At 46.1% G+C, this 15,062-nt stretch carries 11 protein-coding genes and 3 tRNA genes; 5 read left to right on the top strand and 9 right to left on the bottom strand.

The features are described from left to right. Positions 1-47: 47 nt before the first annotated feature. The 3 genes from recD to ACTHTY_RS02880 all read right to left on the bottom strand — a co-directional run bounded on the left by recD (position 48) and on the right by ACTHTY_RS02880 (position 3,870). Positions 48-1,811: an exodeoxyribonuclease V subunit alpha gene (gene recD, locus ACTHTY_RS02890; protein ID WP_440366410.1), complete on the bottom strand. Its 1,764-nt coding sequence runs from the start codon at positions 1,809-1,811 to the stop codon at positions 48-50. A 132-nt stretch (positions 1,812-1,943) separates the two neighbouring features. Further along, entirely contained in the window at positions 1,944-2,627 is a 684-nt protein-coding gene (gene lolD, locus ACTHTY_RS02885) for a lipoprotein-releasing ABC transporter ATP-binding protein LolD (RefSeq protein ID WP_049333768.1), read from the bottom strand. Beyond that, the gene (locus ACTHTY_RS02880; RefSeq protein ID WP_004519734.1) at positions 2,620-3,870 is read right to left on the bottom strand and encodes a lipoprotein-releasing ABC transporter permease subunit; all 1,251 of its coding nucleotides are present in this window, start codon (positions 3,868-3,870) and stop codon (positions 2,620-2,622) included. Before ACTHTY_RS02880 ends, lolD begins: the two co-directional genes overlap by 8 nt. A gap of 214 nt (positions 3,871-4,084) precedes the next feature. Between ACTHTY_RS02880 and ACTHTY_RS02875 the strand changes: the two genes are divergently transcribed. After that, positions 4,085-4,372, top strand: a complete 288-nt coding sequence (locus ACTHTY_RS02875) for a hypothetical protein (RefSeq protein ID WP_440366409.1) — start codon at positions 4,085-4,087, stop codon at positions 4,370-4,372. Positions 4,373-4,434: 62 nt separating this feature from the next. On the opposite strand, the gene recR is transcribed toward ACTHTY_RS02875, so the two are convergent. From recR to rnr, 4 genes are all read right to left on the bottom strand, one after another. After that, positions 4,435-5,040, bottom strand: coding sequence for a recombination mediator RecR (gene recR, locus ACTHTY_RS02870; protein ID WP_003679078.1), 606 nt, complete (start codon positions 5,038-5,040; stop codon positions 4,435-4,437). Positions 5,041-5,123: 83 nt separating this feature from the next. After that, positions 5,124-6,977 (bottom strand): SurA N-terminal domain-containing protein, encoded by a 1,854-nt coding sequence (locus ACTHTY_RS02865; RefSeq protein ID WP_440366408.1) that lies wholly within the window; start codon positions 6,975-6,977, stop codon positions 5,124-5,126. A gap of 145 nt (positions 6,978-7,122) precedes the next feature. After that, the gene (locus ACTHTY_RS02860) at positions 7,123-7,470 is read right to left on the bottom strand and encodes an ArsC family reductase (RefSeq protein WP_440366407.1); all 348 of its coding nucleotides are present in this window, start codon (positions 7,468-7,470) and stop codon (positions 7,123-7,125) included. Positions 7,471-7,551: 81 nt separating this feature from the next. After that, positions 7,552-10,047, bottom strand: a complete 2,496-nt coding sequence (gene rnr / locus ACTHTY_RS02855; RefSeq protein ID WP_440366406.1) for a ribonuclease R — start codon at positions 10,045-10,047, stop codon at positions 7,552-7,554. Between the two features lie 79 nt (positions 10,048-10,126). On the opposite strand from rnr, the gene ACTHTY_RS02850 reads away from it, so the two are divergent. From ACTHTY_RS02850 to ACTHTY_RS02835, 4 genes are all read left to right on the top strand, one after another. After that, positions 10,127-10,213 (top strand) — tRNA-Leu (locus tag ACTHTY_RS02850). Between the two features lie 38 nt (positions 10,214-10,251). Beyond that, positions 10,252-10,338: transfer RNA gene (locus tag ACTHTY_RS02845), tRNA-Leu, on the top strand. Positions 10,339-10,399: 61 nt separating this feature from the next. Next, positions 10,400-10,490: transfer RNA gene (locus tag ACTHTY_RS02840), tRNA-Ser, on the top strand. Positions 10,491-10,663: 173 nt separating this feature from the next. Continuing rightward, positions 10,664-11,875: a tyrosine-type recombinase/integrase gene (locus ACTHTY_RS02835; protein WP_440366405.1), complete on the top strand. Its 1,212-nt coding sequence runs from the start codon at positions 10,664-10,666 to the stop codon at positions 11,873-11,875. A gap of 303 nt (positions 11,876-12,178) precedes the next feature. On the opposite strand, the gene ACTHTY_RS02830 is transcribed toward ACTHTY_RS02835, so the two are convergent. Together ACTHTY_RS02830 and ACTHTY_RS02825 are read right to left on the bottom strand one after the other, a co-directional pair. Next, on the bottom strand, positions 12,179-13,165 hold the full coding sequence (locus ACTHTY_RS02830; RefSeq protein ID WP_440366404.1) for a phage portal protein: 987 nt from the start codon (positions 13,163-13,165) through the stop codon (positions 12,179-12,181). 10 nt (positions 13,166-13,175) lie between these two features. Beyond that, complete coding sequence (locus ACTHTY_RS02825; RefSeq protein WP_440366403.1) at positions 13,176-14,993, bottom strand: terminase large subunit domain-containing protein; 1,818 nt, start codon at positions 14,991-14,993, stop codon at positions 13,176-13,178. Positions 14,994-15,062 lie beyond the last annotated feature (69 nt).

Here is a 15,062-nt window from a genome sequence, read left to right as displayed (position 1 = left end):
GCAGATTTAAACGCTTTATCCTCTTTCAGACGGCCTCTTGATTCAAGTCAAACGGAAGCCTGCTCATCAGGCTGTTCAAACTGCCATTTCAAGGCATCGGCCAATGCCGTCCTGCGTTTTTGATGGCATCCCACAGCCTGACATAATTCCTCCGCATTTCCCCAAAACACAAAACGTTCACGCGCACGGGTAATGGCTGTGTAAAGCAGAGCCTTATCTAAACCTCGAGCCTCTTCTTCACTCTCCGTCGTTGCAGGCACTGACGGAGGTAACAGCCATACTTCCCGATATTCCGAACCTTGGCTCTTGTGCACAGTCATGGCAAAAGCCGATTCAAAATCGGGCAAACGGCTGATGGCAATTTTTTTGAATCCATCTTTCTCAGGAAAATAGGCAGACAAGCCATTCAACGATTCTTTATCCGGCATAATCAGCCCGATGTCGCCGTTAAACACTTCCAGCATGTAATCATTGTGCGTAATCATGATGATTTGTCCGGCAAACCAAGGCATTTCACCCGAAACCTTGCCTTGTCGTTGCAGGTATTCTTGATAAGCCTGATTCAAATCATCCGCATCCTGCCGCCAAGCCGCCAATACCACCACATCGGCCGCATGACCATAGGCGAGTGCAACATTATTCTCTGCCACGGCCTGCCAATAATCCTGTTGCTTTTGATACAGCAAGGCGACCTGCTCTTTCAGACGGCCTGATTTCATTTCCAATTCTTTGGGGAACTTGTCAAACTGTTCGACCGCAGTTTGCTTTTCCCCGGAAACCACCGCCCTTGCCAAACAGCCGATACCGCTGTCTGCACCAAAACGGTGGCTGAACGTCAATTTGGCATTGTTTTGCGATAAAGCCTGTGGCTGCCCTTTAATCTCAAAGCCATGATTGGGCAGGTACACTTCCAGCTTTTCAGCGGTTTCTTTATCCAAAGCCGTCGGACGCGACAATGCCGCCAATACAGCTCCCAAGCCAACCGACGGCAACTGATTTTCATCACCAAGCAACACCAGACGACAGCCGGTCGGCACGGCGCGCAATAAATCCAACACCAGCGGCAAATCCAACATCGAAGCCTCATCCACCACCAAAACATCCAATGCAAGCGGATATTCATGATTGAACGCAGGGCGCATTTGCGGAGGACGCAGTTTCAACAAACGATGGACAGTCTGCCCTTCCAAGTTTTCTAAATGAGCTTTAATGCTCGGAGACAAATCAAAACCGTCCAAAGCACGTTGCAAGGCCCGTGCCATATGCGCAGCCGCTTTGCCCGTCGGCGCCGCCAACGCGATACGGGGCAGCTTCGTACTGTTATTACAAATCAGACCCAAAAGCTTTGCTACGGTCGTCGTCTTACCCGTACCCGGCCCGCCGGTAATCAGCATAAAGTTTTGCAGCAAGGCCAAAGCAGCAGCATCCCGTTGCTCTTTGCTGTCTTTAGTATCAAACCAGTCGCTCAGGCTTTTTGAAGCCGCCATGAAATTCACTTCTTCCGCCTCTGCACTTGCCAGCCGTTTGATTTCAACAGCCAAATCATGCTCCAACTGCCACATCCGCCCCAAAAACAATTTCCGGTCTTGCAGGATAAGCGGTTTATCCGCATTACCGACCAAATTCGGCAAGTTGCTTAAGGCATCGACATCCGCTTTATCCAAGTAAATAAACGAATGCCCGTTTTGCAAGGCTGCAAACAGTCGAACCACATAAGGCTCAATAACGGATGCGCCCTGTACTTCGTGGCGGCGGAAAAACGCTATGGCCGCATCTGCGGCAGAGGAAAGGATAGAGTCGGTTGGATTCATGGCTCAGGATTGATTGATACGGAAAAAAGAAAGGCCGTCTGAAAAAAAGCGTTTCCATAAATGAAAACCTATTTTTCAGACGGCCTCTATTATACCGTTCAAAGCATAAAATATTTTCCTGAAATAATAACCTTATTGCAGCACTTGCAGGCTGCCGTCTTTCATGGTCATTACCCGATCGAAACGCTCAGCCAGCTCGTCATCATGGGTCACCACAATCAAGCTGGTGTTCAATTCGCGTTTCAAATCCAGCATCATGTCCAGCACATTTTGCGCATTTTTACGGTCAAGGTTCCCTGTCGGCTCATCCGCCAACAGGCATTTCGGCTCATTGACCAAAGCACGGGCAATCGCCGCACGCTGACGCTCGCCGCCAGACAGTTCGCTCGGACGATGCAGCATACGCTTGTCCAAGCCAACCTTTTTCAACATATTGACAGCCTTCTCCTCAGCCATTGCCTTGGGCATTTTGCCGATTAAAAGCGGCATCATGACATTTTCCAAAGCAGAAAACTCAGGCAATAGATGGTGGAATTGATACACAAAGCCCAAATAACGGTTGCGCAATTCGCCCAACTGTTTTTGGCTCAAACCGCCCAAATCCTGATCCATCAGTATTACCTTGCCTTCAGACGGCATATCCAAACCACCAAGAAGGTGCAGCAACGTAGATTTACCACTGCCTGACGAACCAATAATACTCACGCTTTCCGCTTCGGCAACTTCAAAATCCAAATGATTCAACACTTGTACATTCAATGCGCCATCATTATAGCTTTTGCCAACGCCGATACATTTCAAAATTGTCTTACTCATAGCGCAAAGCCTCCGCAGGTTGGGTTTTTGCTGCACGCCAGCTCGGATACAGTGTGGCAATAAATGCCAAACCAAGCGAAATGCAGGCAATAACGGCGACATCCTTTAAATTCACATCGCTAGGCAGGTAATCGATGAAATAAACCTGTGAGTTAATCAAATGCACGCCAAACAGGTCTTCAAAAAACGCAACAATCTTGCCGACATTCCAACCCAGCAATACACCGCATACCACGCCCACAAGCGTACCGAAGAATCCCGCGAAAGCACCCTGTACCAAGAAAATCTTCATGACGCCGCCCGGGGACAAACCCAAAGTACGCAAAATCGCAATATCGGCTTGTTTTTCCGTTACCGCCATTACTAAAGAAGAAACGAGGTTAAACGCAGCAACCGCGATAATCAGTGTCAAGATAATGAACATCATGCGTTTTTCCAACTCAACGGCTTCAAAATAGCTGCGGTTGTTAAACGTCCAGTCACGCACCCACACTTCATCTTTTTTAGCATCTGGAATCAACTTGGCTATGAAAGATGGTGCATTCTGAGGATCAGCCAGTCGCAAACGCAGCCCACCGACATTTTCACCCAGTCGATACAAGACTTGCGCATCCTTGATATGCGTCATGGCCAATGTGTTATCGACTTCATAAACACCGGTTTTTACCACACCAACCACATTAAACTGCTTCAAGCGTGGCACCACGCCGGCAGGAGTAACATTACCCTCTGGCGTAATCACTGTAACCTTGCCGCCAATCTCCGTGCCCAATGCCTCAGCAAGCCCTTGACCCAAAATAATATCAAATTCGCCCGGCTTCAAATCGTCAAAACTGCCGGCCGGCATATCCTTGCCGTAATCAACGACATTTTTTTCTTCAGACGGCAAAATACCGCGTATCTGCACACCGCGCACTTCGCCGGCATTGGCAAGCAAAGCTTGATCGGAAACATAAGGCGCGCTAGCCAACACTTCCTTTTTGCCTTTTACAAATTCGCGCAAACTCTGCCAACCCGGCGCACTGCCGACATCGTAATAGCCGATTTCCGCATGAGGTGCGACATTCAACAATTGACCGCGTATCTCTTTCTGAAATCCATTCATTACCGATAACACCACAATCAGCGCCGTTACACCCAAGGCGATACCGACGATTGAAATCATGGTAATAAATGACATAAAGCCGTTGCGTTTTTTCGCACGCAGATAGCGCAGGCCTATCCAAGTTTCTAAAGAAGCCATTCAAAAATGCCTCATTCGTTTGTCAAAAAAGGCTTATTGTACCGTAAAACCGACAGGTCGTCCGATTGCCCAACTGATGTAGCATTCAGGGATAAAGTGTATGTAAAACCATGTATCTTCCCGTAAATTCCGCCGAAAAACTTGCACAATCGGCCAATCGCCCTTATTCTGAAGCTGTGACACACTTTGTCACCATCAAAAAGGAAATACACTAATGAACAGCAAAAAATTCTTGGCCCTCGTATCCGTAGCTGTAGGTTTGTCATTCAGCTTCAATGCATATGCCGCCAAAGAAATCAAAATCAGTTCAAACAATACCGCTTACTCCGACGCCGATGTTCAAAAACTGGCAGCCACTGCTGTCGGCATGGGCGTAAAAGAACCTGTCAGCCTCAACAGCGGAAACGGTGTTGTTACCGTATCCGGCAGCAGCGTAACCAAATGCGCATTTAAAGTCGGCAACGGCGATACGCCTCAAATTCAAGGCGTCAGCTGCAAATAATCTGATTTAATCAATGAAAAGGCCGTCTGAAAGACTTTCAGACGGCCTTTTTATATTGGTATTTAAGATTGGATATTTCTTCTATCGTAAACAGCCTGAGCCAAAGTACCGGCATCTACATATTCCATCTCGCCGCCCAAAGGGATTCCCCTTGCCAACCGGCTGACTTTATAAGGAAGATTTTTAAACAATTCCGCCAATACATATGCTGTCGCGTCGCCTTCGGCTGTGAAGTTGGTTGCAATGATAATTTCCTCAATATCACTCGCCTGCAAACGGGCAACCAGCTTATCTAATGCCACTGCCGAAATATCCATGCCCTGCGCCGGACTGACTTGCCCCATCAGAACAAAATACAGGCCATCATGACAATTGGCCGCCTCCATACTGGAAACATCTGCCGGCATATGCACAATCATCAAGCGGCTTTTCTCGCGTTTTTCGTCGGCGCAAATTTCACATAAATCGCCTTCGCAAAATGTATTACACATCCGACAATGCTGCACCTGCCTCAAGGCAAACTGCAAAGCATCTACCAACTCCTGCGCTTCTTCGCGTTTGTACTGTAAAAGCTGGTAAGCCATGCGTTGTGCGGATTTCGGGCCGACATTGGGCAGGATTTTTAATGCATTAATCAAACGGACAAAGGCATCAGGATTTTTACTCATGATTTCAGACGGCCTTTAAAAAGATAGCTAAAAATAAGAAAACAGCCGGAATTCATCCGGCTGCCCTACTCTAATATTTCTGCTTATTCGGCAGCATTATTAACTTGTTGTGCACCTTGCGTACGATCGATTTTCTTACCCAAATACTGGAGCAAGGCATCGAAAACATTGGCAGAAAGCTGCTGAACCAAAGCCTGTTTAGCAGCCGGAATCTGTGAATCGGCATTTTCAGGAGCAGAAACGCTCTGAACTTCCATAATCACTGGTGCAGGCATACCTTCCAACAATGCATACGCAGGTTTACCACCGACAGGACGCGCTTTCAGCAAAGCCGCATAAGCCTCCGGAGACATGGTTTTACGTGCATCTTGCGCGCTCAATTGAGAAACAGGCGACCATTGAACATCGGCAGCTTTACCGGCTTTCAATGCAGCCAAAGTTTCCTGGGCTTTTTTCTCTGCCAGTTTGGCGGCTTCAGAGCGCTGATATGCTGCACGGACATTGTCTTTGACTTCCGCAAATGGTGCGATTTTCTCTTCGCGCACTTCTTTCGCACGAATGACCCAAACGGTATCGTTGTTGATGGCGATCACTTCAGAATTGTGTTTTTTCTTCAGTACATCATCACTAAACGCGGCATTAATCAATGCTTCAGGCAAGCCGGCTTCCTTCGCGCCCGCTTTGGTCACCCATTCATCCAGGCTTTCCACTTTCAAACCTGAATTAGCGGCTGCTTTTGCCAAAGAAGACGGATCATTGAAGGTATCTTCACCCAGTTTTTCTTTAGCGGCATTAAAGGCAGAAGCCGCTTTTTTCAGTTTCAAGGCTGCTTCGATACGCGCTTTGGCTTGTTCTAAAGTCGGTTCAGCTTCGACATTCAAAACTTTAATGACGTGATAACCCAAAGATGATTTAACGGTATCGCTGACTTCGCCTTTGCCCAATGCAAATGCCGCTTTATCAAATTCTGGTCCAAAGCCGCTGCCGCCGCTTTTGCTCAGGTAGCCCAAATTGCCGCCTTTATTGCTGCTGGACAAGTCTTTGGAGTACTTGGCTGCCAGCTCGGCAAAAGCATCTGGGTGAGCTTTGAGCTCTGCAGCCATTTTGTCCACTTCTGCTTTAATTTCCGCATTGCTTGCTTCATCTCCGTTAGGCATGACCGGAATGAAAATATGCGCAATTTCGGCTCTTGGCGACAAATCTACGCTTTTACTGTCGTAAGCTTTTTGTACTTCTTCCGCACTGACGGTTTGCTTGTCAGCCAAATCCTTAATGTTCAAAGCCACATATTCCAGCTTAACGGCTTGAGGAATCAAGTAATCTTTCTTATGCGCTTCATAATACTTTTGCAAAGCCGCATCATCTACTTTGACTTGTGCCGCAAATGCTTCAGGGCTGAACGTAAATGAACGGATGGTACGGGTGGCTTGGGTCAGGTTAATCAACTGACGCGCTTGCGCATCGCTGACTAAGGCACCGTTTTGCACCAAATTCAACAGATTTTGTAATTGGAACTGTTCGCGGATATCTTCAACAAACTGATCTTCGGTCATTTTGCGCTGATCCAAATACTTCTTGAGCAAATCCTGACTGAATTTACCGGAAGCATCATGGAAATTCGGATCATCCACGATAACTTGTTTAATTTGTTCCTGAGACACAGCGATGCCCATCAGCTTGGCACCTTGCTTCAGATAAGCACGTTGCAATAACGATTGGAATACCGCATCACGCGAAGGCGCATTATTGCCGGCAGCCTGCTCGTTTTGTATCGCAATCTGTAAAGCGTGTTCGCTGACTTTCTCATCCCCGACTTTGACAATGTAATCAGAACCCGGCGAAGACAAATTATTGGCACCGAATCCGATAAAGGTCAGACCGATGATACCTAAAACAATCTGGGCGGGTGTTTTATATTTTTCAACAATATGGAACATATTTATCCGAAAGAAAAGTTTGGCGCGGCAGCCGGAAAATGCTGCCGCAAAAATCTTAAAATCCTAAAAACAGGCTCAAAGCGCGTATTGTAACGTATTTTTTCGAGGCTTGCTTTTTCAGACGGCCTAAAAACCTAAAAATACCTTATCCGAAAATTTCCTGATACGCTTCTACTGAAAATCCGACATGAACCTGTCCTTCTTTGACCAACACAGGCCGCTTGATGATGCTGGGATTCTCCACCATCAAAGCAATCGCACCTTCTTTTGTGGCGGCAGATTCTTGCGCATCTTTATCCAACTTGCGCCAAGTCGTGCCTCTTTTATTGAGCAAAATTTCCAAAGCCGCCTGCTCCAGCCAGCCATCAATCAATTCAGCAGTCGGGGCGTTTTTCTTAAAATCTACAAACTCAAACTCGATGCCGTTTTCCACCAACCAACTGCGCGCTTTTTTAACCGTATCGCAATTGGGAATACCGTATAGTTTTATCATCTTATTTATCCTTGGTTGTCTTCATAAAATCACAAATTCAGGCCGTCTGAAACTTTTCAGACGGCCTGAATAGAATGCAGCTTATTTCTTAGCAGCTTTCTTCACTTTAATCTTCACGCTTTTGCCTTGAGTGTTATTTTTACGCCCGGCTTTGACGGAAGCTGTTTTCGCCGGCGCTTTTTTCTTGCTTGCGGCTTTAGGTTTGCTTGACTTGTCAGGCTTGGAGGCAGGTTTGCTTTTTACCTTACCCTTCTTTGCCTTCGCAGGAGCAGCCAACGCTTCATCAATTTCTTTAGCCGAAAGTTTACGCTTACGCTTTTCGACAGGCTTGTCAGCAGCTGTCGGCTTGCTCACAGGTTTCGCTTTTCTACCGCCGCGTTTCTTACCGACTGAACCGCCGCTGATTAAGGTCAAATCAATCTTGCTGGTATCCAAATCGGCACGCGCAACTTTTACAGTGACCGTATCGCCCATGTTGAAACGGACACCGCTACGTTCGCCCTCAATCGCCATAATTTCAGGACGGAAGTTAAAATAATCCTCTCCCAAATCGCTGATATGAACCAAGCCGTCGATATGAATATCGTCCAAGGTTACAAAAATACCGAAACTGGTCATGCCCGAAATCTTGCCGCTGAAGACTTCGCCGACTTTGTCGCGCATATAATAAGTTTTCAGCCAGTTTTCCACATCGCGGCTGGCATCATCGGCTCGGCGCTCGCAGAAAGAAGTATGCACGCCCAAAGCCTGCCAGGTTTTATTGGGTTGGTAAGTTTGTCCGTTCAATACAGCCTTAATGGCACGATGTACCGTCAAATCAGGATAACGGCGGATAGGCGAAGTAAAGTGTGCATATGCGCTATAAGCCAAACCAAAGTGACCGTCGCAATGCGGCTCATAAACCGCCTGCTGCATAGAACGCAACATCATCACTTGCAACAGCTCCGCATCCGGACGGTTTTTAAATTGTTCGGCAAGCGCAGCATAGTCTTTCGGCGTCGGATTATCACCGCCACCCAAACTCAACCCCAGCAAACTAAGCTGCTCGCGTAAAGTGGCCAGTTTTTCGGGAGTCGGGCCCAAGTGATTGCGGAACAAAGCCGTATGTTTGTTTTTCAGCAAAAATTCTGCCGCGCAAACATTCGCCGCCAACATACATTCTTCAATCAGCTTGTGCGCATCGTTGCGGACGACGGGAACAATCTTGTCGATTTTACCGTTGTCATCAAAAATCATCTGAGTCTCAACGCTCTCAAACTCAACCGCGCCACGCTCAAAACGTTTTTTCTGCAAGATTTTAAATAACTGATACAGAGTATCAATTTGCTGCTTAAACGGATGATCCTGGCCGTCTGAAATCCAATCCCAAACTTGATTGTAAGTCAGTCGCGCATGAGAACGCATTACTGCCGGATAGAAGCGGTATTCCTTGATATTGCCTGCATAGGTAATCACCATATCGCACACCATACACAGGCGTTCGACATCAGGATTGAGCGAGCAGATACCGTTGGACAACTTCTCCGGCAGCATCGGAATCACACGGCGTGGGAAATACACGCTGGTACTGCGTTCCTGAGCATCTACATCAATTCCGTCATCAGGACGGACATAATGGCTGACATCGGCAATCGCTACCACCAAACGGTAATTGCGGCCGACTTTTTCAGCAAAAACCGCATCATCAAAGTCCCGCGCAGTTTCACCGTCAATGGTTACCAAAGGCAAATCGCGTAAGTCCACGCGCCCTTTCAAGTCGGTTTTACGCACATGATCGGGAATTTTCTTCGCAGCTTTGACACATGCTTCGCTGAATTGATGAGGCAAATGGTGCTTGCGTACAGCGATTTCGATTTCCATACCGCTGTCGGCATAATCGCCCAACACTTCAATCAGCTTAGCCACTGCAGGACGATGCGCTTCAGGATACGTCTCAATTTCAGCCACAATCACTTGGCCGGATTGCGGTTTAAATTGCGCCACGCTTTCAGGCTCTAACACGATACTTTGGCTCAAACGCTTGTCTTCGGCCTCCAAAATGGCCACGCCGCGATCCATATAAAAACGGCCGACCACTTTAGACTGCGCACGCTCCACCACATCCAAAACCGTACCTTCACGACGGCCTCTGCGGTCGATACCAGCAGGACGAACAGTAACAATATCCCCATGCATCACGCCGCGCATCTGACGCTCATACAAAACAAAATCGCCCTCGCCTGTCGGCGTTAGCGGCACGGCAAAACCAAAGCCGTCTTTATGCGCCTCGACACGGCATTTAACCAATGCCAATTTTTCTGCCGCACACACCGCGCCACGTCTGTTAATCAACACCTGACCATCACGCGCCATCGCTTTCAGACGGCGTTCGAAGAATTCATATTCATCTTCTGCAATCGACAATTCATGTGCCAAAGCTTCGATTTTGGTCGGCACACCTTTTTGTTCCAATAATTCAATAACCCATTCGCGGCTGGGCAACGGATGAGCGTAACGTTGTTTCTCCCGCTCCAAATACGGGTCTTTTTCTCGTAAATTTAAAGATTTAGTATTTTTGTTCATTTTGATAGTTGACATTCTTTTTTTAAAATATATAATAGCTGCTTCTTCGCAGTTCGGGTAGTCAACTCTACCTTAAATTGAAGAATAAAGCAAAGCCCAGGTGGCGGAATTGGTAGACGCGCTAGCTTCAGGTGCTAGTGTCCTCACGGGCGTGGAAGTTCGAGTCTTCTCCTGGGCACCAAGTAATTTGGTGCTTCTTTGCTTAAGAAAATTTAAATTGCCCAGGTGGCGGAATTGGTAGACGCGCTAGCTTCAGGTGCTAGTATCCTCACGGGTGTGGAAGTTCGAGTCTTCTCCTGGGCACCACTGATAAATCAATCAGTCAAGTTTTACATTATTCTGATAACAAGTCAGGATAATAGTCCACAGAGAGGTGGATGAGTGGTTTAAGTCGCACGCCTGGAAAGCGTGTATACGTGAATAGCGTATCGAGGGTTCGAATCCCTTCCTCTCTGCCACAGATAATTTTAAAAGATTTACGAATCTTTAGAACACAACAAAAAAGCCAGTAAATATCAAATATTTACTGGCTTTTTTGTTTGTCTAAAATTAAAAAGCTTTCTATTCGTTTTAAATCTTTTTTGTGTTTTTGTGTTATTTTATTTGTTACTGAGTGAATTATGGACTGAAAATGCCGAAAATCGTAACACCATTAACGCTGGCTCAAGTTAAGGCAGCAAGGGCGAAAGATAAAATTTATAAGTTACCTGACGGGGGTGGGCTTGCTCTTTGGGTATTGCCATCGGGGCGGAAATCATGGCGAATGCAATGTAGATATGACGGCAAGTCTGATACTTTAACGTTAGGCTTGTATCCTGAATATGGCCTTGCAGATGCAAGAGCATGGCGTGAAGAAATTTTGCAGAAAATCCGCGAGGGGAAAAATCCTAAAATATTATCTGATGATGTATCGGCTAGGTATCGGTTTGAAAATTGCTTGGTCGAGTGGTTTGAAAGATGGGCGCGCGGTGGCGGAAAAGTTGGCAAGGGAAAATCTGAGCGGTACGCTAAAAACGTTTTATCTGCTTTGGAATTGAACATTGTCCCCGTTTTTAAAGGTCGTGACATTCGAACTATAAAGACTGCAGAAATTGTGGATGTACTACGGAAGATGGAGCAGCGCGGCGTGCTTGAGTATTTACGCCGGGTAAAAGGTAGTTTGAATTTAATGTTTGATTATTATGTTGCAAGCGGAGTTATTGAAAGTAATCCTGTTGCTGTTATCGGGAAACAGGTTTTTGACAGACCTCAAGAGCGACATTTTGCCGCCCTATCCCCTAAAGATTTACCGTTATTGATTGAAAAAATAGAAACAACTGATGGAATTGGCGAGCGGGCAAGGTTACTAATATATTGGCAGCTTCTAAGTATGACTAGGCCGTCAGAAGCTGTTGGTACTATGCTTGCAGAGTTGGATTTATCGAGTGCGATATGGGAGATTCCAATTGAACGAATGAAAACAAGACCGCACATTGTCCCATTATCCAGTGCGTTGCTGCAGATTTATCGTGAAGCAATGAAGCTTAATGTAAATGGTATTTATCTGTTTGAGGGTGCTGGATATAACAAGCATCTTGATCGTGAAACGGTACGGCTGAAATTACGTAGGAAAATGGGATTGAATACAACTGCTCATGGTTTAAGAAGTCTTGCAAGAACATATTTGAGAGAGGTTCACAAGATAAGGCGTGATGTCGGTGAGCTGTTATTGTCACATGGTATTGCAGACAAAACTGAACGCGCATATGACCGCTCAGAACTTATAGATGAGAGACGTGAGGCTTTAGAGCTTTGGGGAAATGACGTGATGAATTTGCGTAAAAAATACAGATTAAATAAATGAGAAAAGGCCGTCTGAACTTGAATTTTCAGACGGCCTTTTTAAGTGTGCATAATCAAGCATAAAAATGCGTATTTTTGCATAAAAACGCATAAAAAAGCCAATACAGGAATTATAGCAAAGGCCCTGTAAATATAAGGGTTAGAGCTTAATCATACTTTGCATAAAAAAACGCACACGAGCGAGCATCGCAGGCGTGGAGGGGGAGCGCGGAAGCTCCGATACAGCGGCGGAGGATGTAAAAAAAATCCACCTGATTTTTTTTCAGGTGGATTTTCTGTTTTAGGTAGTGTTTTAGGCAGTGTTTTAAGCAGCAACGGTCAAGGAGTACGGCTTAAACTTGAATACCTCTGCCCCAAGTTGGTCATTTGCCTCAAGGAAAGCTGTCTGAATCGGCGCGATCTCATTTGCCGCGAATACCTCAGCCGCTGTACGAGCATCACCGAGGCCACCGGCAGCTTGAGGGACAACACCCATCAGGGCTGGAGGAACGCGGTGAATAGTGAGCATATCTTGGGCGGTTGTATTCTTGATATTGATGAACTCATCTTTCGCGGCAACTTCTGATATTGGTATCAGCTTGATACCATCCGGAGAACCACTGGGCGAACGCAGGAAAACATTTTTAAAATTGCCTTCACGTTGTGCGGCTTTAAACTGGTTTTTGAGTTGGTTCCAATCTGTCTGATTTAAATTGTTGTCAGTAGCGTAAACAATAAAACCGGCATGGCTGCCATTATCGTAGTATCGCCGTCTAAAGGTTGTAGCCGACTTATTAAGTTCAGCCGAACTCATCCCGGCAAGATAATCGGGAATGCCATAAACCTCTTGGGATAAATCGGGCTGCATTAGATGAACAATATCAGTTTCCGGAATAAAATCAGCATCGGTAGCAAGATGATGGCGAAGATAGAAGTAGCCATCTTTCTTCGAAGCTCTGCGCATATATAAGCCAAGACGGTTTTTCAACGTAAGAGGTTGCCCAAGCCGATTTCGCTCTACTTGTAAATAACCATTACCCAATACCAAGAAACCGAATGCCAGCTTTTTAAACTCCCCACGGCTTAACCATTTTGACGGAATAAACGTAGCTGCCAAAACATTAAGTTTGCATTGAAGCGCACTCGCATGATGAATGCCGGTGCGCATCAGTCCAGCCAAATCCGATAAATTAACAGGAGGCTCATAGTATTGACCGTTGTCCACACATTCCCATAAGTCCGCCAACCAAGTGAGACGATCATCATCGCCCCATTTGAAAACCTCAACATCAAACTGATTTTTTTCACTCATTACTAAATCCTCAACTATCAATCTCAACACGACCACTTACAGTGCCGTCTAAAGGTTCTTGGAAAAACAACATCATTGCTGCCCAGGCAAGGTCGCCGTGGCTGGCATCTTTACTTCGGACGGATTCATAAGTCGTATATTTACCGCTTTTAGTTGAAGTACGGCGTACGGAAAGGAAAGCCATCTGAATATCAAGGTCGCCACTATCCCACTCAACCCTGCCATTTTTAATAAGATTCTGCATCTTAAGTACCATCAAGCCTTTGATGTCGGGCGTGTAAGTCATACATACCGTGGATGGAAAAAACTTCTTAACCAAATCGGCAACCGCAACACCAATGCCATTAGTATCAATAACAATCTTCTGCACGTTATAAACATCAAGGAGTTTGCGTATAAAGGCTGCTTGGCTCTCAAAGTCCGCCCCTTGTAAAAGATTTTTTTGCACAATACAAAACTTATCCCGATTATGAGTTGGTGCAGTTGCCACAATTAAACCTGCAGCATCACCAGTGTAAGAAGGGTCGTATCCAATCCAAACAGGAGCATTGCCGCAAGGCCGGGCAGAGAAATCTTTATACCAATCCGCCCAAGTGTCCCATGAGTCAACCCCGCATTTTTGCAATTCAGCAAAAGTAAAAACCGAATCCCCATCAGGCATAAATTGACATTCGAACAACTGCGCGAATTTATCGGGCGAATTGCGCCGGCGCAAATAATCCAAGTCAAACAAATTACATCCCGACTCAAGCGCATCATGGATAGTTACAATCTGCCGCCACTGCGCATCGGCATCCAATCTCCCTTTTTTTAAAGCCGAATGGCTCAAATCTAGCGCAATATGCTCCGAGCGTGGTCGCCCATCGTTGTAGTCTGTCCCACTCCAAAAACCATACGCAGGATGAGCCTCACTAGACGGCGTGCTGAAAAAAGTCGTTTTCAAGTGTTTTTGTGATGCCATTGGCTCAGCCAATGTTTGCAGCTTCTGAAAATCAGGGATCCAAAAGTATTCGTCCACATACAGATTGCCGTTCCGACCCTGTGCTGTGCGGCTGTTGGTCCCTAAAAAATACAGCTCTGCCCCATTGTGCAATTGAACCGAATCACCGCCTTTCAATTCAACATCGACCATCGCCGCAAGGTTGAAAATGTACTGTCTGAATTGATAAGCCTGAGCGCGAGAGGATGACAAGAAAATCGAATTAATGCCCGTTTTGAGAGAATTTAAAAACGCCTCACGCGCAAAATAAAAAGTCGCCCCGATTTGGCGGCTTTTTAAGATATTTCTAAATCGCTGATTTTGATATTGCTGATGCCAGTATTTTTGATAACCAAAACTTTGATCTACAAAAATCTCACTCATACGGCGTATTTGCTCAGGATGTAAGAAATTCTTATGCGGCTTTTCCGTCCGTACATCTTTTGCATCACGTCCGCGAAAGTTTCGTTCGCGCGGAGGATTATCAATATTCGGAACATTTGTAACCAAGTCATCAATAAATTTCTTTTCACTGCGGCTATCTGAATCAGATTGCTTAGCAGAGCCTTGAATCAATCCCGAAAGCTGGCGAATCTCCTTATAGTCGCCGTCTGATTTCTTGGGTAAATGAATCAGCTGTATCAGTCGAGCTTCAACTGAAGCAGCTACCCGTTGCATAGGCGTGCCGCCATCCCAGTTCTCTCTTTGCTTCCAACTATGCACAGTCGCCGGCTTAATCCCAAGATGTCGACCAATGGCAGATATGCGCCAGCCCTGCCAATACAAACTGCGTGCAACAGTTCGAGGGTCAATATTCGCCGCAATTTCCACCTGATTTCTTTTTTCCATTTATTTAAGCAATTAGTAAACACAAGCGTATTTTCATGCCGTCTGAAAAAGAGAACATTGCTCTGCAAA

Origin of the sequence: Neisseria sp. P0019.S002, from assembly GCF_051957155.1 — a bacterium.
Classification (GTDB): Bacteria; Pseudomonadota; Gammaproteobacteria; order Burkholderiales; family Neisseriaceae; genus Neisseria; species Neisseria perflava.
This window is presented reverse-complemented; position numbering and strand designations above follow the sequence as displayed.

Excerpts from the sequence above, each read along its gene's own strand:
- recD (WP_440366410.1), bottom strand. The coding sequence starts at position 1,811 with ATGAATCCAACCGACTCTATCCTTTCCTCTGCCGCAGATGCGGCCATA.
- ACTHTY_RS02860 (WP_440366407.1), bottom strand. The coding sequence starts at position 7,470 with ATGATAAAACTATACGGTATTCCCAATTGCGATACGGTTAAAAAAGCG.
- ACTHTY_RS02830 (WP_440366404.1), bottom strand. The coding sequence starts at position 13,165 with ATGAGTGAAAAAAATCAGTTTGATGTTGAGGTTTTCAAATGGGGCGAT.
- recR (WP_003679078.1), bottom strand. The coding sequence starts at position 5,040 with ATGAGTAAAAATCCTGATGCCTTTGTCCGTTTGATTAATGCATTAAAA.
- ACTHTY_RS02880 (WP_004519734.1), bottom strand. The coding sequence starts at position 3,870 with ATGGCTTCTTTAGAAACTTGGATAGGCCTGCGCTATCTGCGTGCGAAA.
- ACTHTY_RS02865 (WP_440366408.1), bottom strand. The coding sequence starts at position 6,977 with ATGTTCCATATTGTTGAAAAATATAAAACACCCGCCCAGATTGTTTTA.
- rnr (WP_440366406.1), bottom strand. The coding sequence starts at position 10,047 with ATGTCAACTATCAAAATGAACAAAAATACTAAATCTTTAAATTTACGA.
- ACTHTY_RS02875 (WP_440366409.1), top strand. The coding sequence starts at position 4,085 with ATGAACAGCAAAAAATTCTTGGCCCTCGTATCCGTAGCTGTAGGTTTG.
- lolD (WP_049333768.1), bottom strand. The coding sequence starts at position 2,627 with ATGAGTAAGACAATTTTGAAATGTATCGGCGTTGGCAAAAGCTATAAT.
- ACTHTY_RS02825 (WP_440366403.1), bottom strand. The coding sequence starts at position 14,993 with ATGGAAAAAAGAAATCAGGTGGAAATTGCGGCGAATATTGACCCTCGA.
- ACTHTY_RS02835 (WP_440366405.1), top strand. The coding sequence starts at position 10,664 with ATGCCGAAAATCGTAACACCATTAACGCTGGCTCAAGTTAAGGCAGCA.